The sequence below is a fragment of the Yersinia alsatica genome, assembly GCF_025133195.1.
In the GTDB taxonomy this organism is placed as follows: Bacteria; Pseudomonadota; Gammaproteobacteria; order Enterobacterales; family Enterobacteriaceae; genus Yersinia; species Yersinia alsatica.
In genome coordinates this window covers 3460658-3487554 of record NZ_CP104006.1, presented here as the reverse complement: position 1 = coordinate 3487554, position 26897 = coordinate 3460658, and the positions used below count along the sequence as shown (strand labels likewise).

The window sequence follows — 26897 nt, the reverse complement described above, 5'->3', positions numbered from 1 at the left end:
TTACTTAAATGTCATGAGCTGACATGAACTGAAGACAAATTTCTTAAATGTCTGAGCGGCTGGCGATAATATCTGATTTTTACGGGTTGCCAGGCAAATATAGCGAGTTGGGCCGGGATCTTTGATATGCATGACGTGAACATTAGAATGTGAAAGTGTGCTTATCCGCGGCATAATGGCAATACCGTAATTAATACTCACTAGCCCCACCATGGCCGTATCTTCTTCGACATAGCAGGTTATTTCTGGCATCAGTTTTTTCTGCATAAACATCTTATCAATAAACTGACGTAAGCCACTTTTTTGCGAAAAAAAGATAAATGGGTAGGGAATTGTGTCCTCTAAGGCGATTTCACTTTCATTGCGTAATGCTAATGGGTGATCACGGGAGGTGACGAGTACCAGCTCCTGGCTAATTAGCGGGATAAACTCTATTTCGGGTTCTTCTGGCATTTGAGAGCAGAAAGCCAGATCAAACTTATCAGCTTTTAGATCATCAATAATTGATGACGATGTTCCTTGGTAAAAGCAAAAACGCTTATTTTCATTACCGGGAATATGTATAAAACGGTCAATCAGCTGTGGAACGACGGTCTCCCCCATGGTGTAAATAAATGCCAGCTTGATGGTATTATTTTCACAGCCAGTCATTTGGCGCAAGGCAAGGCGGCCGTTCTCCAACTCAAGCAGTGCATTTTCCACATAAGGTAGAAAGATTTTCCCACTCTCTGTTATTCGCACATTTCTGCCGGTTTTTTCAAACAAAGTGACGCCGAGTTCTTTTTCAAGCTCAGATATAGCATGGCTTAAAGATGGCTGGGCGATAAACAGACTTGATGCTGCTTCTGTGTAATGTTGTTTTTCGGCTAAGCGCTTAAAATAGTGTAATTGTTTTAAGTTCATTCCGTTTCCCGTGGCGCTTTGTTAATTTTGCCCTCACTGTAACACTGTCATTTCAAGAGCATTATGGTCAATTTGACTCATAGTTGAACATACGGCAAACATTCTGTTTGTACCACTGACTCGGTCACATAATATTGTGGTGCGTTTTGGGCATTATCTGATTTATTGAATGAAAATGGATGCTGACTTACCTAGGATATGCAAAATCATTATGGCGTGGTGCAATATAATATGCACTTTTAACCATTGAGGAAAATAAACCGGGTAAATAAACTGTTAAATACGTTAGCAATAAGTCATAGATGGATAATAGCAGTTGATGAGGGTGATTTTTTCAGATAGATGCATATCGCAATAATGTCTACTGGCTCACAGTAATAACGTCAATTTATTCTGATTTTTATTTTACAAATCTATCATGTTCAGCATATTAATTTTTATATTTAATAAGTTTTAACTGACTCACAAAAATTAAGCATTCATACTGTTACCAAGTAATTCTCTGGTCTTATCGTAATGTTGTATTGGTTTTGTAAAATCAACACAACCTAACAACAATATTTCCGTGATTTCCTATTAGTGGTCTGCAATAAAATTGAAAATGAAAACCTCATATTACGTATAAATCAAGGTTGGTGTTATATACATTATATAGGGTTGGTAGTTTATTGATGTTTTATAAGAATGTACTTAATAAAAAATTAACAATAAACGGAGAGAAGCATGAGCCAGAGCAAGGCCTTCAATGCGCCATTTTTATTAGCTGCCATAAGTATATATCTAAGCTATTTTCTTCATGGGATCAGCGTTATTACCTTGGCGCAAAATATGACTCCCTTGGCAGAAAAATTTAATACCGACAGTGCCGGGATAGCCTATGTGATTTCTGGGATAGGTCTGGGAAGATTAGTCTGTATCCTATTCTTTGGTGTTATTTCTGACAAGTTCGGTAGGCGCTCAGTTATTTTTGTCGGTATAGCATTATATATCCTATTTTTCTTCGGTATCCTCGCCAGTCCCAATCTGATTGTGGCCTTTATTCTGGCCTTTTGTGTGGGTGCAGCGAACGCAGCATTAGACACTGGGGGCTATCCCGCATTGATGGAGTGTTACCCGAAAACCTCCGGCTCTGCTGTGATTCTGCTTAAGGCCACCATTTCCTTTGGGCAAATGTTCTATCCGATGCTTGTTAGTTTCTTGATGGTGAGTCAGTTGTGGTTTGGTTATGCCATGATCATTCCGGGCATACTGTTTATTCTGGTCACTCTGCTGGTGATGAAGAGTAAATTTCCCAGTCAGACAGTGGATGCCACTATTGCCAAAGACTTGCCTCAGATGAGCAGTAAGCCTTTAGCATGGCTGGAAGGTGTTGCCTCAGTGGTATTTGGCGTCGCGGCATTTTCTACATTTTATGTCATCGTCGTTTGGATGCCAAAATATGCAATGGCCTTTGCCGGAATGGCAGAAGCTGATGCATTAAAAACTATTTCTTACTATAGTTTAGGCTCATTACTGTGTGTATTCCTCTTTGCTTTCCTGCTTAAAAGTATGGTGCGCCCTGTGTGGGCCAATGTATTTAATACCGGGCTATCTGTCATTGCCGCTGCTGTTATTTATCTGTATCCATCTCCGTTGGTATGTAATGTCGGGGCATTTGTTATTGGTTTCTCTGCCGCGGGTGGGATATTGCAATTGGGTGTCTCGGTTATGTCTGAATTCTTCCCGAAAAGCAAAGCCAAGGTTACCAGCATTTATATGATGATGGGTGGGTTGGCGAATTTTGTTATTCCGCTAGCTACCGGTTATCTATCAACTATTGGCCTGCAATATATCATATTACTGGACATCGCATTTGCTCTTGTTGCCTTCCTCACCGCGATAGTCGTCTTTATTCGCTACTATAAAGTCTTCAAAATTCCACAAAGTGACTTCCGCTTTGGTGAGCGATTCTTTCAGTGACTTTATTGCTGAGAACAAATAAGAGAAATATTAATTAAAGAAATCTGAATATACCCATCTTTAGTGAGGAGTTGTTAATGGACGTTACTGCAAAATATGAATTGATTGGGTTAATGGCATATCCTATCAGACATAGCTTATCGCCAGAAATGCAGAATAAGGCATTGGAAGAAATGGGTCTGCCCTACACTTATATGGCTTTCGAGGTGGATAATTCCACTTTTGGCAAAGCTATTGAAGGTCTCAAGGCATTAAAAATGCGTGGCACCGGCGTGTCTATGCCTAATAAACAGTTAGCCTGCCAATATGTCGATGAATTAACACCCGCGGCCAAATTAGTGGGTGCCATCAATACCATTGTTAATGATAACGGTTTTCTTCGCGGATATAACACTGACGGGACCGGACATATCAAAGCAATCAAAGAAACCGGTTTTGATATTAAAGGTAAAAAAATGGTACTGGTAGGTGCGGGTGGTGCATCTACCGCCATTGGCGCACAGGCGGCAATTGAAGATATCAAGGAAATAATGCTATTTAACCGACGCGATGAGTTTTATGAAGAGGCACTCGCTTTTGCCAAACGCGTTAATGACAACACCGACTGTACTGTTACGGTTAATGACTTGGCGAACCAAAAAGCGTTTGCTAATGCAATTGCCAATGCAGATATTCTTACTAACGGTACAAAAGTGGGAATGAAACCACTGGAAAATGAAAGTATCGTCAGTGATATCTCTATGCTGCGCCCTGAGCTGCTGGTTTCTGAGTGCGTATACAACCCTCATATGACTAAGCTGTTAGAAATGGCCATGGAGGCTGGGTGTAAAACTGTTGACGGATATGGGATGTTGTTATGGCAGGGGGCTGAGCAGTTTAAGCTTTGGACCGGAAAAGAGTTCCCACTGGAATATATTAAAAAGGTTATGGGGTTCAACGCATAGTTATCCTCTTTGGGAGCATACTGGCTGATGCCAGTGGTCAGGCATTAATGGAAGGGACAAGAATGAAAACCGTAACAGTAAAGAATCTGGTAATAGGTGAAGGTGCTCCTAAAATCATCGTGTCATTGATGGGAAAAGATGTACCGGCGATAAAGTCAGAAGCCCAATATTACCAAGACTTTGATTTTGATATTCTGGAATGGCGTATCGATCATTTTGATGATGTGAAAGACGTCGAGAGCATTCTTGAAGCCGCACAGCAACTCCGAAATATTATTCATAATAAACCTATTCTCTTTACCTTTCGTACAGCTAAAGAAGGGGGAGAGAAAGAGATATCGCCTAATGATTATCTTGCTCTAAATAAGAAGATGATTGATAGCGGCCAGGTTGACATGATTGATTTGGAGCTTTTTACTGGCGATCAAGACGTCAGCGCCACGATAGAATATGCTCATGCTAAAGGTGTAAAAGTTATCATGTCTAATCATGATTTCCATAAAACCCCGCCCAAAGATGAGATTGTTAAGCGCCTACGTAAAATGCAAGATCTTGGGGCCGATATTCCTAAAATCGCATTAATGCCCCAAAACAAAAGCGATGTGATGACACTGCTGGCGGCGACATTGGAAATGCATGAAAAATATGCCGATCGTCCAATCATTACTATGTCGATGTCGAAGTTGGGAATTATTTCCCGTTTATCGGGTGAAGTCTTTGGCTCGGCAGCAACCTTTGGCGCGCTGAAACAAGCATCTGCGCCAGGCCAGATAGATATTAAGGAATTAAGGTCTGTCTTAACAATAATACATCAATCCTAATTTAGTGATTATTTAACGGTTATTCAGCGGTCTCTCAGATTCCTGAATAACCATTCCTACCCGATATTTATTTAAAATGCCCTAGCGGCAATATGGTGTTTTATTCTCTTGATGAAAATAAATTAATTTAGCCATGATTAGTCGCATCTATAAAATTGGAGAAATTATGAAACTGGAAAGACCGAAAAGAATTAATGGTCGGGTTCCCGTTTTATCCGCTGAGGATGCTGTAAAATATATTCCGGATGAAGCGACACTTTGCGTATTAGGTGCAGGTGGTGGGATTCTTGAAGCAACAACCTTAATTACAGCCTTAGCTGAGCAATATAAAAATACGCAGTCACCTCGTGATTTATCTTTAATTAGCCCAACAGGGTTAGGCGACCGGGCAGAAAGAGGCATTAGCCCACTGGCTCAAGAGGGATTGGTCAAATGGGCACTTTGTGGTCATTGGGGGCAATCGCCACGTATTTCTGATTTGGCTGAACAAAATAAGATTAGTGCCTATAACTATCCGCAAGGTGTTTTAACTCAGGTTATTCGGGCATCTGCTGCTCACCAACCCGGTATTTTAACTAATATAGGTATCGGTACATTTGTTGACCCACGCCAGCAAGGGGGGAAACTCAATGAAGTGACCAAAGAAGATCTGATTAAATTGGTTAAAATTGATGATCAGGAATACCTGTTTTATAAAGCCATCGCACCAACGATTGCTTTTATACGTGCCACGACTTGTGATAGTGAAGGTTATGCATCTTTTGAAGATGAAGTAATGTATCTGGATGCCTTGGTCATCGCACAGGCCGTACATAACAATGGCGGTATTGTGATGATGCAAGTGCAGAAGATGGTTAAGAAAGCCACTCTTCATCCTAAATCTGTCAGAATTCCCGGTTATCTCATCGATATAGTGGTTGTCGACCCAGCACAAACTCAACTCTATGGTGGAGCGCCGGTTAACCGCTTTATTTCCGGTGATTTTGTGTTGGATGATAGTACCAAGATGACGATTCCGCTGAACCAGCGCAAGTTAGTTGCCCGCCGTGCACTGTTTGAAATGCGTAAAGGGGCCGTCGGTAATGTGGGAGTGGGTATTGCGGATGGTATCGGTCTGGTTGCCAGAGAAGAAGGTTGCGCTGATGATTTTGTATTGACGGTAGAGACCGGCCCAATAGGTGGTATTACAACACAAGGTGTGGCTTTTGGTGCCAATGTTAATACCCGCGCTATTCTGGATATGACCTCGCAATTTGATTTTTATCACGGCGGTGGTCTGGATGTTTGTTATTTGAGTTTTGCTGAAATAGACCAACAGGGTAATGTTGGCGTGCATAAATTCAATGGCAAAATTATGGGCACCGGTGGCTTTATTGATATCAGTGCCACCTCGAAGAAAATTATATTTTGCGGAACATTAACTGCAGGCAGTCTAAAAACAGAAGTCAGTGAAGGAACACTGAAAATTGTCCAAGAAGGGCGAGTCAAAAAATTCATTAAAGAAATACCGGAAATAACATTTAGTGGGAAAATTGCGCTAGAGCGTGGCTTAGATGTTCGTTATATCACTGAGCGTGCGGTATTTACATTAAAAGAAGATGGTTTGCATTTAGTTGAAATTGCCCCCGGCGTTGATCTGGAACGGGATGTGTTATCGCAAATGGACTTCAAACCTATTATATCCAGTAATCTCAAATTAATGGATGAAAGGATGTTTTACGATAACGTCATGGGATTTATTTTGCCTGAAGATAACTAATGTAGGGGAGTGAAGAATATGGATTTTAGCTTAACCGAAGAGCAAGAGTTATTGCTGGCCAGTATTCGGGAACTCATTACTAATGACTTCCCCGAAGAGTATTTCAGGACCTGTGACCAAACAGGAACTTATCCCAAAGAGTTTATGCGGGCGTTATCCGATAACGGTATTTCCCTGTTAGGGGTACCAGAGGAATATAACGGGATCCCTGCTGATTATGTCACGCAAATGCTGGCGCTAATGGAAGTCTCAAAATGCGGCGCACCGGCATTTCTAATTACTAATGGGCAATGTATTCACAGTATGATGCGATTTGGTTCGCCGGAACAATTGCGGAAAACGGCGGAAAGTACATTAGCAACCGGTGATCCGGCTTATGCTTTGGCCCTTACCGAGCCCGGTGCGGGTTCAGACAATAACAGTGCCACGACCAGTTACACACGTAAGAATGGCAAAGTGTATTTGAATGGTCAGAAGACGTTTATCACCGGGGCAAAAGAATACCCTTATATGTTGGTGCTAGCGCGAGACCCTGAACCGCAAGATCCTAAAAAAGCCTTTACACTGTGGTGGGTTGAGTCGAATCGCCCTGGTATTAAAATCAACCCATTGCATAAAATTGGCTGGCACATGCTGAGCACGTGTGAAGTCTATCTCGACAATGTCGAAGTAGATGAAAGCGATATGGTTGGCGAAGAGGGAATGGGCTTCCTGAATGTTATGTATAACTTTGAGATGGAGCGCCTGATTAATGCGGCTCGCAGCACCGGTTTTGCTGAATGTGCTTTTGAGGATGCCGCCAAATATGCCAACCAGCGTATTCAGTTTGGTAAGCCAATTGGCCATAATCAAATGATTCAGGAAAAATTAGTACTAATGGCAGTGAAAATAGAAAACATGCGCAATATGGTGTTAAAAGTGGCATGGCAGGCTGATATGCATCAGTCGTTAAGAACCAGCGCGGCTTTGTGCAAATTATATTGTGCTCGTACTGCACTTGAAGTCATTGATGATGCAATACAAATTATGGGTGGACTCGGTTATACCGATGATGCGCGTGTTTCCCGATTCTGGCGCGATGTTCGGTGCGAGCGGATTGGGGGCGGGACTGATGAAATAATGATTTATATTGCTGGCCGTCAGATCCTAAAAGACTATCAGAATAAGTAACTCGCTTTGACAATCCGTTCACTGCATCAAATGTGAACGGATTGAATTTGAGGTAAAGCCATTGAATTTGCCATTAATCTCACGTTAGCATTTCTGAGCGTTCGCCAAATTCTGCTATATATTCTTCTCTGTTAAGGTCACTTTTGAATTGTTTGCGATATTCAGAAGGCGAACAGCCGACATGCCGAATAAATAATTTCGTGAAGTGATCGACATTTTCATAGCCAACCCGGAAAGAAATTTCATTTAAGCACAAATCGGTATTGGTCAATGCAAATTTTGCCTCGGTTATACGGCGCTTAATAACATAGTTTATAGGCGAAATCCGATACTCTCTACTAAATTCATGACAGATATAACTCACACTGGCCCGAAATTTTTTTGCTAATTGTTCTAAGGTTATTTTTTCTCTGTAATTATTGTTTAAATAAATCAGAATGTCTTTTACCAAGACGTCTTTGATTATATTGCCAGTATTGGTTCGGTAGGCGCTTTTGAAATTCTCATAAAATATAACGGTCAGAAGAGAGCCAAATGCATCATAGACTGATGATGAAAGATTATCTTTCTGTTGCGGTAATAGCATACTGATTTCATGTATAACGTCTTTGTTTTTAACGGCAGAAACCACGGGGTAGGAATTGGGCTGCATTATTCGGTTATCTTCAAGCCCATTTATTTTAAATCCATACACTGCACAGGCATAGGTCGTCGCGGGCGACTCGGTGTCAGAGGCCAGGGCATGCAAGCAACCACGTTCAATAACAATAATATCACCAGCTTGAGCAACATAGTTTGATGAATCAATGGTCAGTTTGACTACCCCTTTTTTTACGTAGATTAGCTCGGTTTCAGCTTCATGCATATGATGACCTGATTCCCAGTTTGGATCGTCGCTAACCACATATCTGGAGAGCTTAGGTGTGAGTCCGTTTTCAAAAATGGCATCTGACTTATTGTCAAAACAGCGCTGATACATGGCTACCTCCATATTTAACTGTGAGATGAACACCCGTCATTTTCATGCAACAGATAACCAGATATACCATGAATTTAGCATGCTAAAACAAGATTGTTTGTGCGCCGTGCAAGATAATATGCTGGTGGGAAGTTTGTTTTAAAATACCAAGTTTACCAATTATTGACGGTTTTACACGTTATGGCGGTATCTGATTTGACTGATAATATACAAAATTAAAACAGAGTTTTTACAATGAGCATTTAATTTTATTTTTGCATAGCAAGTAAGGATTTTTTCTCAAACATACATCACATTTTTTGATGATTATTACATATTTTCTTACTGGTTTTCTCTATCTATTAATGTGGGTTTTATCGCAATTTTATCTTTATATATAACGTGAGAGTGCAAGTTGAAAATAAATAATCGACACTCTGATATCTCTGCGCTGTTTTTTTGCAAGATAGTTGGTAACTAAAACATATTATCATGTCGTTATTTTCCTGACTCAGTATCAATATATCATCATTAGCCTTATATATCCGTTTGAGATAATAGGAAATACTATGAAAATTATAACCTGTTTTAAGCTGGTACCTGAAGAGCAAGACATTGTAGTGACCGCTGAGCACCAACTCAGTTTTGATCGTGCTGATCCTAAAATAAGCCAATTCGACTTGAATGCTATTGAAGCAGCAATGCAATTGTCTGGTGATGATGGTCAGGTAATGGCGCTCAGCGTGGGAGGAAAATACTTAGAAAATACTAAAGTGCGTAAAGACGTTTTATCGCGCGGCCCGCATGAATTGTATTTGCTTCAGGATGCTGCTTTGGAGCTCGCGCTGCCTAAAGATACTGCTCAGGTTTTGGCAACCGCAGCTAATAAAATAGGTTTTGATTTGCTGCTATTTGGTGAAGGCTCTGGTGATTTATATGCCCAGCAGGTGGGGCTATTGGTCGGCGAAATGCTGCAACTTCCTACAGTTAATGCCGTCAGTCATATTCAGTTGCTAGATGGACGGGTTCTGATTGAACGTACTTTGGAAGAGGAAGTTGAAGTGCTGGAGTTACCCTTGCCAGCGGTGCTCTGTGTGACTTCGGATATTAACGTCCCTAAAGTTCCCTCCATGAAAGCCATTCTTGGTGCGGGCAAAAAACCGGTAACCCACTGGAAAGCCAGCGATATCGATTGGACGCCAACTCAACCCTATACCGAACTGGTCAATATCCAAGTGCCACCGCAGGCCGAACGTAAACACATCATTATTGAAAATGACTCTTCAGAAGCCATTGCTGAATTGGCAGAGCACTTAAGAAAAGTGCTGAACTAACCCGATACGGAGAAAAATGATTATGAGTAAATTAACCAATGTATGGGTGTTCAGCGACAATCTTGTTCGCTACGCCGAGTTATTAGCCGGTGCGCGTCAGTGGGGAGAGCAGGTTAACGTTCTGGTTCAGGGCGCTGAAGCCGTTCCGGCGATTAAGCCGCTAGGTGCAGACGTCCTCTATGTTTTGGCAGAACAATCTGCGCTACAGCGAGTAGAAAATTATGCTGAAACCTTGGTTTCTCTGATAGAAAAACCCGCAGCTCAACATTCGCCCGTCACCTTGATCCTGATGTCAGCAACCAAATGTGGTAAAGCACTGGCGGCCAGATTGGGGGTTTTACTCGACGCGGCGGTGGTTAATGATGTCACTTCATTGTCAGTCAATGATGAAGGTACCTGTGCTGAACACCGCATGTATGGTGGGTTGGCCTTTGGCAGAGAGAAAATTATTACGCCGATTGCCATTGTCACGCTAGCGCCGGGAGCGGTCGAACCCATTGCGGCAAACCCTTCTCATGACTGCGCTGTTTATCAGGCAAATTATGTTACTCCGCGCCAGGAAATTCTGTGTAAGGAGCGCCGTAGCAAGTCACTGAGCAGTGTCGATCTAAGTAAAGCCAAGCGGGTGGTGGGGATTGGCCGTGGTTTGGTTTCACAGGCTGACCTTAGCATGGTGCAGGAATTGGCGACGGTGATAGGTGCAGAAGTAGGATGCTCACGTCCGATAGCTGAAGGTGAACACTGGATGGAGCGTGAACGCTATATCGGGGTCTCCGGTGTGTTGCTGAAATCCGATCTCTACTTAACGTTGGGCATTTCCGGGCAGATTCAGCACATGGTCGGGGGCAATGGCGCGAAAACGATTGTTGCTATCAATAAAGATAAAAACGCACCTATTTTCAAATATGCCGACTATGGCCTGGTGGGGGACATTTACAAAGTAGTCCCCGCCCTTATTGAGCAATTATCCCGTTAACCACCTGAGTACTTTGCCACTGTTTGCTCCCTTATTTTGCGGTGTCACTCAGGCACCGCGCAAGATAGCGGAAATCGTGGCGGGGTAAGGAGTCAAGCAATGTCGGAAGAAAAATTCGATGCCATCGTCGTCGGCGCTGGGGTCGCGGGTTGTATTGCGGGCTATGTCATGGCTAAAGCGGGGCTGGATGTCCTGGTCATTGAGCGCGGGAATACCGCCGGAAGTAAAAACATGACCGGAGGGCGTCTCTACGCACACAGTCTGGAGAAGATTATGCCGGGCTTTGCACAAGAGGCTCCGGTCGAGCGTAAAGTCACTAAAGAAAAGATTTCGTTTCTCACTGATGAAAGCGCCGTCACCTTGGATTTCCATAGTGAACAGCCGGATATTCCACTTAAAGCCTCTTACACCGTGTTGCGCAATCGGTTCGATCCTTGGTTAATGGAAAAGGCTGAAGAAGCGGGCGTGCAATTTATCCCCGGCGTCAGAGTCGATGCTTTACTCCGTGATGGCAATCGGGTCACTGGTGTACAGGCTGGCGAAGATTCGTTGGAAGCGAATATTGTCATTTTGGCTGATGGCGTTAATTCGCTGCTGGGACGCTCGATTGGAATGGTGCCGCCGCCGTCGCCTCATCATTATGCCGTAGGGGTCAAAGAGGTGATTGCGCTGTCGCCATCCCAAATAGAAGATCGCTTCAATCTCTCTGCTGGCGAGGGGGCCGCTTGGTTGTTTGCCGGGTCTCCTTCTAATGGTTTGATGGGGGGCGGATTCCTGTATACCAACCGCGATTCCATCTCGTTGGGATTGGTTTGCGGGCTGGCTGACATTGAGCACGCCAGCAAAAGCGTGCCACAAATGTTGGAAGACTTTAAGCAGCATCCAGCCATTCGTCCGTTGATTCAAGGTGGCACATTGCTGGAATATTCAGCCCATGTGGTGCCTGAGGGCGGGTTAGCGATGATACCGCCGCTGGTGAGTGATGGCGTGATGATTGTCGGTGATGCTGCGGGGCTCTGTTTAAATTTAGGCTATACCATTCGCGGTATGGATTTGGCGATTGCATCGGCAGAAGCTGCCGCACTGACTGCCATTGAAGCGAAAAAACAGCAGGATTTCTCTGCTAATGGGCTGATGGGTTACAAGAAAAAACTGGAACAGAGCTTTGTGATGCAGGATATGCATCATTTTCGCAAGATGCCAGCCATGATGGAAAACCCACGGATGTTTACGCAATACCCTCGCATGGTCGCCGACATCATGGCTGATATGTTCATTATTGATGGCAGCCCAAGCAAACCTATACGTTCGAAGATATTTAACCACGCCAAAAAGGTCGGGCTGATTAATCTGCTGAAGGACGGAATCAAGGGGGCAACGGCACTATGAACAGTAAAAATACCGTCAATGTCGATGTAAAACTGGGCATTAATAAATTTCGCGTGGATGAAAGTAATCCGCACATTGTACTGGTTGATAACCCTGACCGAGAACACTTCCGCAAGCTGATTAATGCCTGTCCTGCGGGGCTCTACAAGCAAGATAGCGATGGCAATATTCATTTTGATTATGCCGGATGTCTGGAATGCGGCACTTGCCGAGTGCTCTGTGGCGATACAATTTTGGAAAAATGGGAATATCCGCAGGGTACTTTTGGTGTTGAATTCCGTTTCGGCTAACCCCGCATTGATTGTTCTCATATCCGGCCTATTCGTAGGCCATCTTCCTGCATCACAAGAACGATTAGTTAGACAACTACACCGCGCAGTTGCTGTTAATAAGTGAGATAAAAGAATGACTGTCACCATTAAACTTAATGATGCACGCAAGGAAGAGTATCGGCGGCAGGGTTACTGGGGCGATGCTTCACTGGCTGATTATTGGCATCATTCCGTTAAAGTTGCCCCGGCAAAGATAGCTGTCCTTGATAATCAAGGGGCGTCATATACTTATGCCGCATTGGATCGGGCTGCTGCCTGTCTTGCCACTTATTTGCTGGACTGCGGTATTCAACCCGGTGATAGAGTCGCCTTTCAGCTTCCGGGTTGGAGTGAATTCACCCTGATCTATCTGGCTTGCCTCAAAACCGGTGCCGTTTCGGTTCCTCTGCTGCCCGCATATCGCGAAACCGAACTTATCTGGACGCTAAATAAGAGCCAGGCTCGGGTTTTATTCGTTCCAACCCTGTTTAAAAATACTGATCCAGTGGCGATGATTGCACCGCTACGTTCCCAGCTTCCTTATCTACAGCAAGTGGTGGCGGTGGATAAGCTGGCCCCGGCAACATCATTGCCATCACTCAGCCAATTGCTGCGCGATTATTCCCCATTGGAAAATCCGGTGAAGGTTCATGGCGACGAATTGGCTGTGGTGCTGTTTACTTCCGGCACCGAGGGTGTCCCTAAAGGTGTGATGCTCACGCATAATAATGTGCTGGCGAGCGAGCGCGCTTATTGTGCAACACTGAATTTGAGCTGGATGGATATCATCTTGATGCCTGCGCCGCTGGGGCATGCGACCGGATTTCTGCATGGTGTGACTGCGCCTTTTATCATTGGTGCTCGCAGCGTGCTATTGGATATCTTTAATCCTATCGACTGTCTGACATTATTAGCGCGAGAAAAATGCACTTGCGTGATGGGTGCGACGCCCTTTGTTTACGACCTGTTGTGTACTGTGCAGCAACAACCTTACGATATCTCTTCATTGCGCTTCTTTTTGTGTGGCGGCACGACCATCCCAAAACAGATTACCCGTGACTGTTTACAGGCCGGAATAAAATTACTGAGTGTTTACGGTGCTACAGAAAGCTCACCTCATGCGGTGGTTAAACTTGATGATCCGCTATCGCGGGTGGTTAATACCGATGGCACCGCGGTGTCTGGCGTCGAAATAAAAGTTGTCGATAAAGCGCGCAAAACCATTGCTTATGGTGAAGAGGGCGAAGAAGCGTCTCGTGGCCCTAATGTCTTTGTAGGCTATCTGGGGGAACCGGAACTTACTGCTCAGGCATTAGATGAGGAAGGTTGGTATTACAGTGGCGACCTTTGTCGAATGGATGAAGAGGGCTACATCAAAATAACCGGGCGGAAGAAAGATATTATTGTTCGCGGCGGTGAGAATATTAGCAGTCGCGAGGTAGAAGAAATCTTGCTATTGCACCCTTTGGTTCAGGATGTGGGTGTGGTGGCGATGCCGGATGACAGACTCGGTGAAAGAGCCTGTGCTTATGTGGTACTCCGTGACCCTAGCGTGCCCTTAACCTTTGCCGCGATGGTTGATTTCTTTCGCAGCAGACGAGTAGCCAAGTATAAATATCCCGAACGGTTAGAGCTGGTGGACCATTTACCGCGCACCGCTTCGGGCAAAATTAAAAAATTCTTGTTGCGTGAGCTGTTGCTGTAAAAGTTGATGCAGGAGAAGACTGTAACAGTGATTTCCTTAATAGAGCGCGGCAACTTTCGTTAGCCACGTTCTGGGAAGCTACATAATAGTTACTGATATCAGACCTGTTTTTCTTCGTTTATGGGGGTAGGGTTCGCCATTGCTGCGGATAGCGCGATGGCGTAAAACGCAAAGTCAGCACTATCAGCCCAATAATGCATCCAGCATGAAGCATCCAGTCGAGTAGATAGTTTCCACTCAAACTTCGCAGCAGACCGGATAAATATGGCGAAAGCCCGGCGATAATAAAACCCACTCCCTGCATAAAGGACACCAATCGCCTGGTAATTTCGTTGTGGGGGGAATGGTCAAGAGCCAGCACTAAACATAAAGGGAATGCCCCCCCAAGCCCAATACCGCAGACCACAGCCCATAGTATGGAGAACTGCTGTGGTAGCCAGATAAAACCACAGAAACCAATGAGTTGTAATACTAACGTGAGTAACAATAATCCTCTTCTGTCCTGACGATTTGCCAACATCGGCAGAATTAATGCCCCCAACGTCTGCCCGAGTGTCATTAACGCCAGTAAACTACCGCTAGACTGAGCACTGAAGCCGAGTTGTATATAGTAAGGTGGTAACCAGGCAATCAAGCTGGTGTAACCGCCGTTAATTAGGCCGAAATATAAACCTAATACCCACGCCCGCGGGCTGATATGTATGCGAACGGGTAACGTAGATGCAGAGATATGCGCGACTGAATTCAGGGGGTTGCATTGCAGCCACCAACCAATAAGCGCAATGATGGCCGGTAATCCCCACCAAGCCAACGCGTGATACCAGAGGTAACTATGCTGCGCCAGCCAGGGTGTCAAGGCTGCTCCCAAGCCGCCGCCACCCATTAACGTAGCAGACCATAAGCCGATGACTTGTGGCATACGCTGGCTAAATAGACGTTTGATAATCGTCGGCATGATAGTTTGAATCATACCGATACCAATACCCCCAAGGAGTGCGCTACTGAGTAAGAGGCTACTGCGCGGAGCGCTTTCGCGTAACAAAGCGCCAATGGCGATCATCAATAAGCTCAGTGCCACACTGTTGCGCTCATTGAAATATTTGCCCATCCAGCCATCAGTCAGAGCCATGATACCCATTGCTACGACAGGAAGCGCCGTAAGCAGTGAGGCAACGCCGAAGCTGATGCCAGTGGCTTGTTGTAGCTGAGGTAGTAACGGGCCAACAGAAGTTAAGAGCGGGCGCATATTCAGGCCAATCAATACCAGAACCAGCAGCATCAGACTATTGTTTTTCCCCTGACTCATGGTTGATTCCTCTCTGGCTTTAAGAGGCGTAAAGGTGGCTTAAATAATGTTTTTTGTCGTGGTGTAAGATTGCAGGATGTCAGCATTATGGCTGGTTGATGGGCGCTATCATGACTTGAGGACATCGTGTTCCTTGATGAGGACGGCGAATAGCAATATCCGCCGTATTTGTTTCAATACCAGTTAAAACGGTTTAGTTGGCAGGTATTTCCCGTCCAGAGTAATGACTGCGCGCTCACCTCCGTCTGGGTCAGCAACTTTTTTCACATCTAGTTTAAAGTTGATCGCGCTGATAATGCCGTCACCAAACTTCTCGTGAATCAGCACTTTCAGAGTGGTGCTGTAAACTTGCAGCATTTCGTAAAAACGGTACATGGTCGGGTCGGTAGGAATGCGATCGTCGATACTGCCCCGTACCGGGATGGTTTGCAGCAGTCTGACGGCATCACTGTCGAGGTCTAGTTTTTGACCAACAATCTGCGCAACTTCTGCTGGCAGCGGATGCTGCCCTAAAAGTGCAGCAGTAACGAACGCCTCGGATAAACCCGTTTCGTCAGCAATCTCGGCAAACGATAGATCTTTTTTCGCTTTAATATCCAGAATTTGATCTGCCAGTACCAGACGAACATTGCGGTTAATTTGTGACTGAATCACGGTAATACCTCTTTTTATAAATTAATCAGTTATGAGCAGGAACGGCACGAACATTTGGATTCGCAGCCAGGGAAACAAACTGGCGAGATGCACGATCAAAAGCAGAAATCAGGCCACTTTCGATGTCATACACCCAACCATGAATTGTCAGACGGCCTTCCTCAAGAGCGAGGCGAACCGATGGGTGAGTTTGGATATTGGCCAGTTGAGCAACGACATTCTCATGAACCATAGAAATGGTTTTATCATGTATATCTTTGTATTCACGAGATTCATTCACTACTTTTGCTGAATCTGCGTACTGCAACCAGTGCTTGACGGCAGGCATATGGTCTAGGCAATGGCATTTGGCAATCGCGGTCATCGCACCGCAGTCAGAATGACCACAAATCACGATATCCGTCACTTTCAGTGCCGTAACGGCATATTCTACAGAGGCCGATATACCTCCGGGCTCTGGGCCGTAAGAAGGAACGATGTTGCCGGCATTACGGATCACAAACAGGTCACCGGGTTCACGCTGAGTAACCAGTTCTGGCACCATGCGGCTGTCTGAACAGGAAATGAACAGTGTTTTCGGACTTTGTTGTGTGGCCAGACTTTTGAACAATTCAGCACGTTCAGGAAATGCATCACGTTGGAATTTCAGGAAACCGTCAATAATCTCTTTCATGGAGAATTCTCTTTCTTGCTATGGGATGCGGTGAAGATTATTCCTTTTGTTTTATAAGATAAAAGACTGATTTATAATCTATGCAATTCAAAAATCTTATGGGTCATTGCCATGAATGTCCGTTATGTTCGCTATTTTCTTGCTGTTGCAGAGCACCAAGGGTTTACAAGAGCAGCTGCAGCACTGCATGTATCACAGCCCGCCTTGTCTCAGCAGATCAAGCTATTGGAAGAAAGTCTTGATACCCAGTTGTTTGATCGTAGTGGGCGCAATATTCGGCTGACGGACTCAGGGGAGGTCTATCTACAATATGTACGCCGTGCATTCCGGGCTTTAGATGAAGGGAAACGAGCTATTCATGATGTGGAAGATCTCAGCCGAGGATCGCTACGTGTTGCTACCACACCCACCTTTACCTCCTATTTTATCGGACCGCTGGTGGCAGAGTTTTATGCACGCTTTCCAAATATTAATTTACAAGTCCAAGAAATGTCGCAGGAGAGAATAGAAAGTCTATTATTGAATAATGATTTGGATGCAGGAATTGCTTTTTATAACGGTGATTGTAAAGAAATTGAATCACAGACTCTGCTGACCGAAACTCTGGCGCTGATAGTTGCCAACCATCATCCCCTGGCACAGCGAAAAAATGTGACTATTGATGACCTCAACAATGAGAAACTCATCCTTCTCAGTCAGGAGTATGCTACGCGTACGCATATTGATCGTAATTTTCTTCAAGTAGGACTGCACCCTAAGGTACAGATAGAGATGAATGAAATTAGTGCTGTGCTTGAGGTGATCCGCCGGACATCACTCTCAACCCTACTTCCTGCCACGATTGCTATACAAAATAATGACCTGGTAGCACTTCCTGTTACTGGCTGGGAATTGGGAAGAACGGCGGTATTAATGCAGCGAAGAGGGGCATGGCAGACAGCGGCAACCAAGGCTTTTATTGATGTTGCATTGGAACTAGCTAATAAAACCGTTGTGGCCAAATAGCCTAGCATCTTGAATACATCGCGATATTGCACCACAGTGAGTAAATTATGAGCAAATGGAATTGGATACACAGGGATGCACTGTATTCGTATTAAGGTTTGGAGATCTGATATACAAATAATGAAAGAACCTTGTTCACTTTTAGCCACGTTTATATAAGAGTATCTGAGACATAATAAAAAAATCCACGCAAGCGCGTGGATTTTATGGTTTTTGTTCACATTCATGAGATTCAGTGAAACCTCATGAAACAACAAATTCTATTTAGACGTTGAGTCGTGATTACTTATTTATTACATTGATATTTAATGTTTTTATTATTTAATTCTATTTTCATACTCACGCCTGTACTCACTTTGGTTGATGCTGCTATCTGAGGCTAGTTATCACAGGTCTGTTTATCTGATCTGGATTATGCTGTCTCTTTATTTATCAGTGAGTTGATTGAATCGTTACCAAGGCGCGTACCAAGGGTGATATAAGTAGGCAATCATTTCTGTGTAGTGTGATGGTGAGTGCTCTATCTGTTTGATTATACTCGATGAGTTAGCTGTTACCTACTATCTAAAGTTTAGGTGCTGGTGCTGTGTCTGGCTTTCTAGACCAGTTTTACTATCAGGTGATCACAGTTAATGCTGATATCGAAGTGGTGGTGTAGACGACTATCTAAGCTAGCTACATGTTAGAGCAAATGGAAAGAGGTATAGGAGGACGATATCAGTTTTAGCAGGGACGAGTATGGGATTGGTCGTTCGTGGCCAAATTAGTTGCATCTTTATTCCCAAACGACCTCTGTTGCGAGATAGTTATGAATGACTGAACGGACGGTCAGTAGGTCTTGTTGAAATACTATATACCGATAAATGTTATCTTGAACATTAATCCAGCCATCATCATTTAAGTCTTGACCTGTCATAACACGAGTCATCATTCTACTACCGACTTCAGGCCATCCAGTAAAGGAGCCACCAGCTTTTTCAAAATCGTTACGTTGATCGTGATTCATAGATATCAGCGGAATTGCGCTGATAGAGATCGGATCGTCCAACATTGGTTCTCCGTACTCGTAGAATGCATGGCCTCTGGCATTCTTCAAAATAACCCGATGTATACGATTTATCTCAGGTTGCCAAATAATCTGCTGTTCGCCATTTACGTCGATTTGAAATTGCTTAGCTGCTTCTAACCGAGCCACTAACGATGGGTTGCGAGCTAGTGCCCTCGCGATTTTTGGGTTTCTCTGCGCTGAAGCCTCTGTGGTTCCTGATTGTATGCAACTCAGGAAAGTAACGAAGTATTCTTCATCTAACGAGAAGCCTGTATTACATTCCTTGCATATTTCGACTTGTGGTACATGCGGGGGAAGAGGTCTGTCTAGTAACCCTTTGGTTGGAACGTGATCCCTATTGGTTTGAACGGCACTAATGGGGGAGCCGCAATGAATACACCAGAGTTTGTGTCGATCATAGGTAAAGTGTTCAATATTTTCCATATATCCTCATTAGAACTACTGGGCGATATCTGTTATGTCATACAAGAAAGGTGACGTTTTAGTTGCCTAGTTTACACTCACGTTCCTTCATTACTGCCTCCGACTCTACCAGTTTTAGGGCAAGGATAAACTGTGAGGCTTTTCATCAGCCCAGTGTGTTCATATCACATTGTTTCTGAAGAGATTAGGATTTTTGCTTAGGATCACATCAACGGAGGACATTTGCCACGAATGTCGCGTATAATGTTAAAATCAAAACTTTAAAATTATAAGTATGCATAAACTGAAAGCGATCGATTTGTTTGCAGGAGCGGGTGGTCTTTCTCTTGCAGCCTTAAAGGCTGGTATTGATGTTCAGGCTGCAATTGAACTCGATAAAATGGCCTCTGAGACATATTACAGTAACCTTGTTGGCAAGCTAGGTGCGCAGACTCAGGTGTTCTCACAAGATATCAATGATGTTGATATCGATTCCCTGATGAAGTACCAGTGTATCAAACAGGGTGAGCTTGATATTTTGCTAGGAGGCCCCCCATGTCAGGGTTTTTCGACGCATCGTATTAATGATGCTGGGAAAGATGATCCAAGAAATGCTCTATTAATACGCTACTTTGATTTTGTTAAGAATCTAAGACCGAAAATTTTCTTAGTTGAAAATGTGCCAGGTCTTCTTTGGCCTCGCCATGCGGAGTATTTGAACAAGTTTATTGCTCTTACGAGAGCACATGACTATCACATCGTTGGTGATAAACCTTTTATTCTGAATGCGAGAGATTATGGTGTGCCGCAGAACCGCAAGCGTGCATTCATACTCGCAGTTAGAAAGGATATATGCACAGATGGTTTTGAATGGCCTCCAAAAGCTACTCATACCAAATCAGGTATAAGAGCATGGGCAACGTCTTCTACTGTGTTTGAACGTCCTCCTCAATCAGTATTGATAGAGCTGAAAGAGAGACTTATTGATAAATTTGGGTTCACTGGAAATGATGCAGAAAGCTGCATTGATGCGTTAGTATGGGGCGACCCCATTGCTTCTGATGATCCATGCAATGTCCACATGATGCATTCTCCAGAACTGACAGCTCTTTTTGAAAACACACCTCTCTTGGGTGATAGAACTGAATCAGGGAGGATGTTGAATTGTCATAAGAATTACAGTGGTCATCTGGATGTTTATGGAAGAATTTATCCCCATATTCCATCAAATACTGTTACTACGGGGTGTAATAATCCCTCGAAAGGCCGCTTTGTCCATCCGTGGCTACCTCAAGGCATTTCTCTGAGACATGCTGCGCGATTACAGACATTTCCTGATGATTATGCTTTTTTGGGGGGAGCAATGTCTGTCGCGAAACAAATCGGAAATGCCGTTCCTGTGAAGCTTGGCGAGGTACTGTTGGTTTCAATAATTCAACTATTATTGATGCAAACTTCCCCTGTGATTGAAAGCGGTGTTAGGGAAATGGATTGTGATAAGGAATGTACACTATGACTCAACATGTTACGTTTCAGACTCGGGCAAGAACGATTGATCACCTTGGGCGGGAACAAATAGCTGACTGCCCGACAGCTATATCGGAGCTGTGGAAGAATGCTTATGATGCTTATGCCCGACAGGTTAGCCTTCATATTTTTGATGGTGAGATGAATATCTCTGCCATTGTAGATGATGGGCACGGGATGAACCGTGATGAATTCGAATCTAAATGGTTGATAGTTGGTACAGAATCTAAAACTAATGGTTTCTCGATCCCTGAAATCGACCGTGATGGTCTTCTTGAGCGCCCCAAGCAAGGTCAAAAAGGTATTGGACGATTATCCTCTGCTGCACTTGGCCCACTTCTATTACTAATTTCTAAACGTCAAAACAGTGATTTTGTTGTGGCGCTTATAGACTGGCGGTTATTTGAAAATCCCTTTTTGTATCTGAGCGATGTCAGAATACCGGTCAGAGAGTTTAGTCATAAAAATGATCTATCAGAAGCTCTTCCATTGCTGTTTGACCAAATGATGGGGAATATCTGGGGAGAATCGGACGATCCAGAACGTACAAAGAGGATTGCTGATGCTTGGAGTGCATTTAGTAAGCAGGAAATCGAAGATGGATTGGAAAGTACGACGCAGGAAAAAATTGAACATACGCTGATTCAGGACGTATTCAAAGATGAGCACTTTAGTAAATGGTCAGTATGGTCGGGTGATTCCCGACATGGGACTGCCATGTTTATTGCTGATGTACAGTATGATCTCTATATCCAATTGTCTAATACGCCACTTAATCAAGCTGATGATACAGAGAAAAGTACTCGTGAGAGATTTTTTCAAACACTTTCGAATTTTACGGACCCTTTCTCTCGTGAAGATGAGACGCTGGTAGATGATTTTGTTTACAGTGTCACAGGTTGGGTCAAGAATGCACCGAGAATAATCATTGGTGAAAATAGAGAGTTTGATCTACGTAGCCTTGAAGATTTGGAACATATTATTGAAGGTCAGGTTGATGCCGAAGGCTATTTTAAGGGGAGAATTAAGGTATTTGGCGAATGGATTGAAGACTATGTAATAAAACCAAAGCAGGTTTACAAAACTAGAAAAGACAGTGCATTTGGTCCTTTTCATTTACGTATAGGGTCTTATGAATCGACCTTCAATAGCTCTTCGTTAAACGATTCCCAACATGCGTTTTTTACAGAGCAGTCAGAAAAATATGGTGGACTTAGAGTGTACCGCGATGGACTGCGTGTAATGCCATATGGGAGAGTAGACAGTGACTATTTCTCAATTGAAGAGCGCCGTTCCAAGAATGCGGGTCGATACTTCTGGTCTAACCGACGTATGTTTGGGCGCATTGCGATTACTCGTGAGAATAACTCAAACTTAAAAGATAAGGCTGGCCGAGAAGGCTTCATTGAAAATCGAGCATCGAAATTATTTCGCGAAATCGTCGAGAAAATTCTACTAGATTCTGCTTATAAATATTTTGGGCGTGAATCTAAAGAAAGAAAAAGTACAATTGAAGATATAAAAGAAAAGAAAGCATCGCTAAAGGCTGAGGAAGATAGAAAAAAGTTACTTAACAAAGAGCGCAAGCGTATACGTACTTCAATAAAGCGTAACATGGGTTCACTCACCGCTTTGGTATCAACGCTATCTGAATTCAGTGAGAGTCTTGCTGGAAGGCTTAGCTTGGACTCTATCGATGATCTTCAGGCTCTTAAGAAAACAACTGACGATTTTTCTGAAACAGTTCAAGGTTACTCATTAAGTCCTTTACCTACAAATCTAGGGCGGTTGGAGGATGAATACCGTACTTATAGGAAAGAGGAATTACGCTGCAAAGAGATCATTAAAGATCTGACTTACGTGATAAATAAAGCTATCGCAGATTCTACTCAGAAAAGTGACTACGAAAAGGCATATGAGGTCTATCGCAGTAAGCTTTCAAGCATCAATAATGCAATTAGCCGTTATGCTGCTCGTGGTAAAGAAATGCTCCTTAAACAGCAGGTTGAGCTGGAGGAGCTTATTCGGCACTGTCGCGAGCAGTATAAGCTTATTATGGAGGAAAGCCTTGAGGACTTGAAGCTCGCTAACATTACATTGCCTATCGTGCTTGAGAAGCTGGATGCAGAACAACAGAAAATAGAAATCGAAAACGCTCAGAAGCTATCTCCGTATGTAACAGCCCTTGAACGTATCAATGAACAAATAGACTTAGAAAGTTTAGCCATTCATAGCATGAACGAGACTGTCCGTTATCGAGATGAGTTAGCGCGGTTGCACTCATTAGCCCAACTTGGCATAACGGTTGAAATTATCGGACATGAACTTGATGGTTTAGATCAGGAGCTGACACACGCTCTGAAAGTTATTAGTGATGGTGAGCTAACACTATCTCAGCAGAAAAATATTGAGAGAGCTTTACATTGCCATAGCTCTCTAATGGATAAACTTAACTTCCTATCACCACTCAAGCTATCTGGAAAAAAAGAGATTCAGAGAATAACAGGTGCAGGAATTGAAGAGTACATTATTGGGTATTTTTCAAAGCAACTTGCGTCAGCAGGTATTCAGCTTTCATGTACACCTGCATTCAGAGAGATGTCCCTCATGGATTTGCAATCACGCATATATCCGGTGTTCATAAATATAATTAATAATTCAATATATTGGGTGCAGCGGCGAGATGATAATAAAAAAGAGATTTTCCTGACATTTGATAATAATGAAGTTTTTATATGTGATGATGGCCCTGGCGTGGATAGCGATGATCTAGATAGTCTATTTACATTGTTCTTTACACGTAAACAAAAAGGCGGTAGGGGCGTAGGGCTTTATCTTTGTAAACAGAATCTGATGGCTGGTGGACATAGTATTCGTTATGAAGCCAGAGAGGATTTTAAAGTGCTTAGTGGTGCTAATTTTGTGATTGCTTTTAAAGGATTAACCAATGACTGAAATGACACTGACTTATCCTGATCTGATAAAGGAAGCTTTTATAAATCCGATTCGTAACGTTACTGTTATCGATGACGAGTACCCAACACTTTTATCGCTAATAGACATACAAAATCGGCCTTTGGGCGAGAATATAGCAACTGTAGCTGAAACGAACAGTGCAAATATTGAACGGCTCAAGAAAATTATTGCCATGTGTCATGCCAGCTATCAGTGGAGTATTGATGTTTTTGATGGACACACTCCGAACTTTGGAGGAACTGAGGAAATACCGCCACATATTCATCATAGTGATTTGATTGTTCTAGACTATCACCTTGATGGTGATACAGCCGTAGATGATGGTATGCGTGCTAGAAAGATTCTCCAATCACTTGACCAGAATAATCACTATAATCTTACACTGGTGCATACAAAAGGGTATGTAGGTGAGATCGAAACTGTATTTGTAGAAATTCTGAAAGATTTTATTCGTATTGAGTCCTCTCATCCTCTTCTTCCATCTGAAACGGTTGTTAATAAGATGGAAGAGTGGATGGATGCAAATGAAGAGGGTAGGGCTTATCAGTGGATTGATGTAGATATCAATTTACGAACTATTTTTGATATTTATTTTTCGCCAGAACCTGAAAAGTGTATTAACCCACGTAAGCCAGCACATCCTTTGAATGCTTTCATTACAGATATAAATAAAGTAGCTGGGGAAGCAGGACTGTCATATATTGATCTCATGAAATGGCGGTTTGCCGACATATTAAAAACAAATGGAGTAACTTTCGAGGCCGATGCTCGAGTGGATTTGCAGTGGTATTGGGATGCAGATACTAATTTTATTAGCACAGGTAAAACGTTTATTTCTGTTATCAGAAAGAGTGCTGAGGATCCAGAAGATGAACTCATAGGTTCGCTTAGTACTGCTTTGACTAAGCATAATGCGTCACCAATGCATCTACTGATGGCAAAAATGCGCTATGAGTTGGACGAAAAAGGAATTGAGCAAGCATCGAGAATTATTAGTAATCGATATGCTCAAGCTGGCTGGTTATATAATCTGCTTCAAAATGCTGATAACGACTCTGCACATGATAAGGCGATTAATCTGCATTGGGAGCAACTGGCCACAGCCTCACGTTTGGTTCTTCGTGATTTCTCTAAAAAAATCATGGCTGTTGCTAAAATCGATTGCCAAGCAGATGCCCAAAGATTTGTTCAAAAATTCTTCAATGAGTGTATAGGTAAAAAGGATTTGGCCTTAGGGCACCTTAATGCTTTTTCTTGTTCTATGCCTGTCAGTAATAATCACCTTATAACTGGTACTGTATTGAATATTGAAGGGGAAATATGGGTATGCATTACCCCTGCATGTGATCTGGTACCAGGACAAAAAATTGCTCAGTGGCAGTCACGTATTGGAGAGTCTCATTTAGTTTTTAAAGCCGTAAAGTTTGAGAGTGTTAAGTTGGAAACTGCGAATGGAAAGGCGAATCGTAATGAATATATTTATCTTAATGTCGATGGTATACCCAAAGCGTACTGGTTAGGCAGCGATAACCCTTCTTGGGATACATTTTATGCCGGAGCATTAGGGTGCTATGGTGATGATTATAAGATATCGCTTACAGGTGTGCGTGAAGATATAACAGTTGCAGGTAAGCCACTTGTGATGAAAACGTTACAGGCTTTTGCTATTGCTGAACTTCGCTATGAATATGCTCTTAATTTGCTACATAAATTCGGTTCTTCGCAAACACGTGTAGGTCTTGATTTTCAGGAAAATAATAATATTTGGGCTTAGATGCTAGAAAAACGCCGCTTTCAATTTTATTACAGCGGCGTAATTCTCCCGTTTTTAGAAGATCACCATATTATGGATGCCTGTTGAACGGTTATAGCCAATACGAAAGTGTCGTAATATCTTAGAAATAGTGATATTGGTTAACTGTCTTTGTATTATCCATTCTCGAACTAACGGCATCAAAAACTCTTGTTGGTCATGTTTTTCATGACGCGCTGAAGTTTTTGCATAATTCACTCTTAATTACGTCAATATTTTGAGGGAAATAGATCAGATCATTATAATCCATACACATTGATATAAAACTGGCCGTCGCTATCATCCGTTTTTTGTATGCTATATGTAATCGGAAGCCTTTTATCATTTGTGGAAAATTCTAAATCAGCAGCACACTGATAAATACCTAGCTTTGAATCATGACTCATTGTTCTGACATTGGTAACCGAAAGCTTTAGAGCACCCATGTTTTTGGGAACCAATCCCGATAGCTGAGAATTCCTCATCGCTGCTATCTGTTTGTCTATCTGCTCTTGAGCGATGTTGATTACAAGATTTCGGGCATCCTCACTATTGCATTTTGGTGTTCCGGTATCACAGCCAGAAAGAACGACGGTAGCAACAAGCAGAAAAATAAGTTTAGTGTTCATTATATCTATCCTAAGTAAGCAATGATTTGATCTTGGAATAAATCCCACAATAGTCCTAGCACATCTAAAATAATGAATAATCCAATAATAACGAGTGCTGTTATTCGCCAGCCTTTATTTGTTGCTGTTAATGTGTTCCTGACTCCTTTAAACGCAGTGATGCCTACGTAAATAGAGGCTACATCTAATAGAAGTATCTGAAAGGTTTTTTCAACAAAAATACAAAAAATTCCAATAACAACATATAGCAAAAACCAGTACAGCCAGAACGTTTTTGCTAATCCCCACTTTCCATTAAGCATCGTTTGGAAACCAATGTTAGCTTGCTCTTCGCTATTTTTTTGATGCTCTTTTAACTTATTAAAAATTGACATATTAATTCCTTATTTAATGGGTGGATTATTATTTTTAATTTTCTTATAAATACGCGTGGCATGGCTATAATCAATATTGAAGTGGCGTTGTATTATTTTAGGATTAACTAATCTCAATCCTTTATTTAAGATAAGATTAATTGCCAAGCAATATAACGGAACTATTTTAGGGTTTTTATTTCCAAGTTGTTTGGTTACTTGGCTGTTGTTTTCAGACATATATTTACCCTCACTATTGGCAATGATTTTGTTCAGTGAATT

The 26897-nt window shown here is 42.9% G+C and carries 23 protein-coding genes; 14 read left to right on the top strand and 9 right to left on the bottom strand.

The annotated features are described in order from the left end of the window. A complete protein-coding gene (locus N0H69_RS15560; protein WP_050107313.1) occupies positions 1 to 903 on the bottom strand; it encodes a LysR family transcriptional regulator in 903 nt (300 codons plus the stop codon). Between the two features lie 723 nt (positions 904 to 1626). Between N0H69_RS15560 and N0H69_RS15555 the strand changes: the two genes are divergently transcribed. From N0H69_RS15555 to N0H69_RS15535, 5 genes are all read left to right on the top strand, one after another. Next, positions 1627 to 2862 carry an MFS transporter gene (locus N0H69_RS15555; RefSeq protein WP_050107312.1) on the top strand — a complete coding sequence of 412 codons (1236 nt, stop codon included), beginning with the start codon at positions 1627 to 1629 and terminating at the stop codon, positions 2860 to 2862. 77 nt (positions 2863 to 2939) lie between these two features. Then, the gene (gene ydiB, locus N0H69_RS15550; RefSeq protein ID WP_050151693.1) at positions 2940 to 3806 is read left to right on the top strand and encodes a quinate/shikimate dehydrogenase; all 867 of its coding nucleotides are present in this window, start codon (positions 2940 to 2942) and stop codon (positions 3804 to 3806) included. Between the two features lie 62 nt (positions 3807 to 3868). Then, complete coding sequence (gene aroD / locus N0H69_RS15545) at positions 3869 to 4627, top strand: type I 3-dehydroquinate dehydratase (protein ID WP_050122099.1); 759 nt, start codon at positions 3869 to 3871, stop codon at positions 4625 to 4627. Between the two features lie 166 nt (positions 4628 to 4793). Further along, positions 4794 to 6386: an acyl CoA:acetate/3-ketoacid CoA transferase gene (locus N0H69_RS15540; RefSeq protein ID WP_050122100.1), complete on the top strand. Its 1593-nt coding sequence runs from the start codon at positions 4794 to 4796 to the stop codon at positions 6384 to 6386. Between the two features lie 18 nt (positions 6387 to 6404). Next, entirely contained in the window at positions 6405 to 7556 is a 1152-nt protein-coding gene (locus N0H69_RS15535; RefSeq protein ID WP_050107308.1) for an acyl-CoA dehydrogenase, read from the top strand. Between the two features lie 79 nt (positions 7557 to 7635). Here N0H69_RS15535 and N0H69_RS15530 read toward each other — a convergent pair whose 3' ends face one another. Further along, the gene (locus N0H69_RS15530; protein ID WP_050107307.1) at positions 7636 to 8535 is read right to left on the bottom strand and encodes an AraC family transcriptional regulator; all 900 of its coding nucleotides are present in this window, start codon (positions 8533 to 8535) and stop codon (positions 7636 to 7638) included. A 548-nt stretch (positions 8536 to 9083) separates the two neighbouring features. On the opposite strand from N0H69_RS15530, the gene N0H69_RS15525 reads away from it, so the two are divergent. The 5 genes from N0H69_RS15525 to fadK all read left to right on the top strand — a co-directional run bounded on the left by N0H69_RS15525 (position 9084) and on the right by fadK (position 14229). Continuing rightward, entirely contained in the window at positions 9084 to 9848 is a 765-nt protein-coding gene (locus N0H69_RS15525; RefSeq protein ID WP_050151696.1) for an electron transfer flavoprotein, read from the top strand. Positions 9849 to 9870: 22 nt separating this feature from the next. Beyond that, positions 9871 to 10824 carry an electron transfer flavoprotein subunit alpha gene (locus N0H69_RS15520; RefSeq protein ID WP_050151743.1) on the top strand — a complete coding sequence of 318 codons (954 nt, stop codon included), beginning with the start codon at positions 9871 to 9873 and terminating at the stop codon, positions 10822 to 10824. 99 nt (positions 10825 to 10923) lie between these two features. Further along, positions 10924 to 12213 carry an FAD-dependent oxidoreductase gene (locus N0H69_RS15515; RefSeq protein WP_050151697.1) on the top strand — a complete coding sequence of 430 codons (1290 nt, stop codon included), beginning with the start codon at positions 10924 to 10926 and terminating at the stop codon, positions 12211 to 12213. After that, complete coding sequence (locus tag N0H69_RS15510) at positions 12210 to 12503, top strand: ferredoxin family protein (protein ID WP_050107304.1); 294 nt, start codon at positions 12210 to 12212, stop codon at positions 12501 to 12503. Before N0H69_RS15515 ends, N0H69_RS15510 begins: the two co-directional genes overlap by 4 nt. Before the next feature lie 115 nt (positions 12504 to 12618). Then, a complete protein-coding gene (gene fadK / locus N0H69_RS15505) occupies positions 12619 to 14229 on the top strand; it encodes a medium-chain fatty-acid--CoA ligase (protein WP_050151698.1) in 1611 nt (536 codons plus the stop codon). Between the two features lie 118 nt (positions 14230 to 14347). On the opposite strand, the gene N0H69_RS15500 is transcribed toward fadK, so the two are convergent. The 3 genes from N0H69_RS15500 to N0H69_RS15490 all read right to left on the bottom strand — a co-directional run bounded on the left by N0H69_RS15500 (position 14348) and on the right by N0H69_RS15490 (position 16862). Beyond that, a complete protein-coding gene (locus N0H69_RS15500) occupies positions 14348 to 15508 on the bottom strand; it encodes a cyanate transporter (RefSeq protein ID WP_151419999.1) in 1161 nt (386 codons plus the stop codon). Positions 15509 to 15718: 210 nt separating this feature from the next. Continuing rightward, positions 15719 to 16189 (bottom strand): cyanase, encoded by a 471-nt coding sequence (gene cynS / locus N0H69_RS15495; RefSeq protein ID WP_050151700.1) that lies wholly within the window; start codon positions 16187 to 16189, stop codon positions 15719 to 15721. 25 nt (positions 16190 to 16214) lie between these two features. After that, positions 16215 to 16862: a carbonic anhydrase gene (locus N0H69_RS15490; protein WP_050151701.1), complete on the bottom strand. Its 648-nt coding sequence runs from the start codon at positions 16860 to 16862 to the stop codon at positions 16215 to 16217. A 111-nt stretch (positions 16863 to 16973) separates the two neighbouring features. Here N0H69_RS15490 and cynR point away from each other — a divergent pair, with 111 nt between their 5' ends. Further along, positions 16974 to 17867: a transcriptional regulator CynR gene (cynR, locus tag N0H69_RS15485; RefSeq protein WP_050151702.1), complete on the top strand. Its 894-nt coding sequence runs from the start codon at positions 16974 to 16976 to the stop codon at positions 17865 to 17867. 775 nt (positions 17868 to 18642) lie between these two features. Here cynR and N0H69_RS15480 read toward each other — a convergent pair. After that, positions 18643 to 19359: a hypothetical protein gene (locus N0H69_RS15480; protein ID WP_050151703.1), complete on the bottom strand. Its 717-nt coding sequence runs from the start codon at positions 19357 to 19359 to the stop codon at positions 18643 to 18645. Positions 19360 to 19642: 283 nt separating this feature from the next. Between N0H69_RS15480 and N0H69_RS15475 the strand changes: the two genes are divergently transcribed. The 3 genes from N0H69_RS15475 to N0H69_RS15465 are packed head-to-tail and all read left to right on the top strand — an operon-like array spanning position 19643 to position 25615. Further along, positions 19643 to 20854, top strand: a complete 1212-nt coding sequence (locus N0H69_RS15475) for a DNA cytosine methyltransferase (protein ID WP_050151744.1) — start codon at positions 19643 to 19645, stop codon at positions 20852 to 20854. Beyond that, positions 20851 to 23820, top strand: a complete 2970-nt coding sequence (locus N0H69_RS15470) for an ATP-binding protein (RefSeq protein ID WP_050151704.1) — start codon at positions 20851 to 20853, stop codon at positions 23818 to 23820. Before N0H69_RS15475 ends, N0H69_RS15470 begins: the two co-directional genes overlap by 4 nt. Beyond that, positions 23813 to 25615 (top strand): response regulator receiver domain, encoded by a 1803-nt coding sequence (locus N0H69_RS15465; protein WP_050151705.1) that lies wholly within the window; start codon positions 23813 to 23815, stop codon positions 25613 to 25615. Before N0H69_RS15470 ends, N0H69_RS15465 begins: the two co-directional genes overlap by 8 nt. 278 nt (positions 25616 to 25893) lie before the next feature. Here the strand turns inward: N0H69_RS15465 and N0H69_RS15460 are convergent, their stop codons facing one another. From N0H69_RS15460 to N0H69_RS15450, 3 genes are read right to left on the bottom strand one after another with little or no spacing between them, the layout of a single operon-like run. Further along, positions 25894 to 26262 carry a hypothetical protein gene (locus N0H69_RS15460; protein ID WP_050151706.1) on the bottom strand — a complete coding sequence of 123 codons (369 nt, stop codon included), beginning with the start codon at positions 26260 to 26262 and terminating at the stop codon, positions 25894 to 25896. A gap of 5 nt (positions 26263 to 26267) precedes the next feature. Next, positions 26268 to 26636 carry a hypothetical protein gene (locus N0H69_RS15455; protein ID WP_050151707.1) on the bottom strand — a complete coding sequence of 123 codons (369 nt, stop codon included), beginning with the start codon at positions 26634 to 26636 and terminating at the stop codon, positions 26268 to 26270. Positions 26637 to 26645: 9 nt separating this feature from the next. Beyond that, a complete protein-coding gene (locus tag N0H69_RS15450) occupies positions 26646 to 26855 on the bottom strand; it encodes a hypothetical protein (protein ID WP_050151708.1) in 210 nt (69 codons plus the stop codon). Positions 26856 to 26897: the final 42 nt, after the last annotated feature.

What these genes read in the sequence shown, in the direction of transcription:
- N0H69_RS15525 (WP_050151696.1), top strand. Translation starts at nt 9,084, where the DNA reads ATGAAAATTATAACCTGTTTTAAGCTGGTACCTGAAGAGCAAGACATT.
- N0H69_RS15470 (WP_050151704.1), top strand. Translation starts at nt 20,851, where the DNA reads ATGACTCAACATGTTACGTTTCAGACTCGGGCAAGAACGATTGATCAC.
- N0H69_RS15530 (WP_050107307.1), bottom strand. Translation starts at nt 8,535, where the DNA reads ATGTATCAGCGCTGTTTTGACAATAAGTCAGATGCCATTTTTGAAAAC.
- ydiB (WP_050151693.1), top strand. Translation starts at nt 2,940, where the DNA reads ATGGACGTTACTGCAAAATATGAATTGATTGGGTTAATGGCATATCCT.
- cynR (WP_050151702.1), top strand. Translation starts at nt 16,974, where the DNA reads ATGAATGTCCGTTATGTTCGCTATTTTCTTGCTGTTGCAGAGCACCAA.
- N0H69_RS15465 (WP_050151705.1), top strand. Translation starts at nt 23,813, where the DNA reads ATGACTGAAATGACACTGACTTATCCTGATCTGATAAAGGAAGCTTTT.
- N0H69_RS15515 (WP_050151697.1), top strand. Translation starts at nt 10,924, where the DNA reads ATGTCGGAAGAAAAATTCGATGCCATCGTCGTCGGCGCTGGGGTCGCG.
- N0H69_RS15450 (WP_050151708.1), bottom strand. Translation starts at nt 26,855, where the DNA reads ATGTCTGAAAACAACAGCCAAGTAACCAAACAACTTGGAAATAAAAAC.
- N0H69_RS15490 (WP_050151701.1), bottom strand. Translation starts at nt 16,862, where the DNA reads ATGAAAGAGATTATTGACGGTTTCCTGAAATTCCAACGTGATGCATTT.
- N0H69_RS15560 (WP_050107313.1), bottom strand. Translation starts at nt 903, where the DNA reads ATGAACTTAAAACAATTACACTATTTTAAGCGCTTAGCCGAAAAACAA.
- N0H69_RS15520 (WP_050151743.1), top strand. Translation starts at nt 9,871, where the DNA reads ATGAGTAAATTAACCAATGTATGGGTGTTCAGCGACAATCTTGTTCGC.
- fadK (WP_050151698.1), top strand. Translation starts at nt 12,619, where the DNA reads ATGACTGTCACCATTAAACTTAATGATGCACGCAAGGAAGAGTATCGG.
- N0H69_RS15535 (WP_050107308.1), top strand. Translation starts at nt 6,405, where the DNA reads ATGGATTTTAGCTTAACCGAAGAGCAAGAGTTATTGCTGGCCAGTATT.
- N0H69_RS15540 (WP_050122100.1), top strand. Translation starts at nt 4,794, where the DNA reads ATGAAACTGGAAAGACCGAAAAGAATTAATGGTCGGGTTCCCGTTTTA.
- N0H69_RS15555 (WP_050107312.1), top strand. Translation starts at nt 1,627, where the DNA reads ATGAGCCAGAGCAAGGCCTTCAATGCGCCATTTTTATTAGCTGCCATA.
- N0H69_RS15455 (WP_050151707.1), bottom strand. Translation starts at nt 26,636, where the DNA reads ATGTCAATTTTTAATAAGTTAAAAGAGCATCAAAAAAATAGCGAAGAG.
- aroD (WP_050122099.1), top strand. Translation starts at nt 3,869, where the DNA reads ATGAAAACCGTAACAGTAAAGAATCTGGTAATAGGTGAAGGTGCTCCT.
- N0H69_RS15460 (WP_050151706.1), bottom strand. Translation starts at nt 26,262, where the DNA reads ATGAACACTAAACTTATTTTTCTGCTTGTTGCTACCGTCGTTCTTTCT.
- N0H69_RS15500 (WP_151419999.1), bottom strand. Translation starts at nt 15,508, where the DNA reads ATGCTGCTGGTTCTGGTATTGATTGGCCTGAATATGCGCCCGCTCTTA.
- N0H69_RS15480 (WP_050151703.1), bottom strand. Translation starts at nt 19,359, where the DNA reads ATGGAAAATATTGAACACTTTACCTATGATCGACACAAACTCTGGTGT.
- N0H69_RS15510 (WP_050107304.1), top strand. Translation starts at nt 12,210, where the DNA reads ATGAACAGTAAAAATACCGTCAATGTCGATGTAAAACTGGGCATTAAT.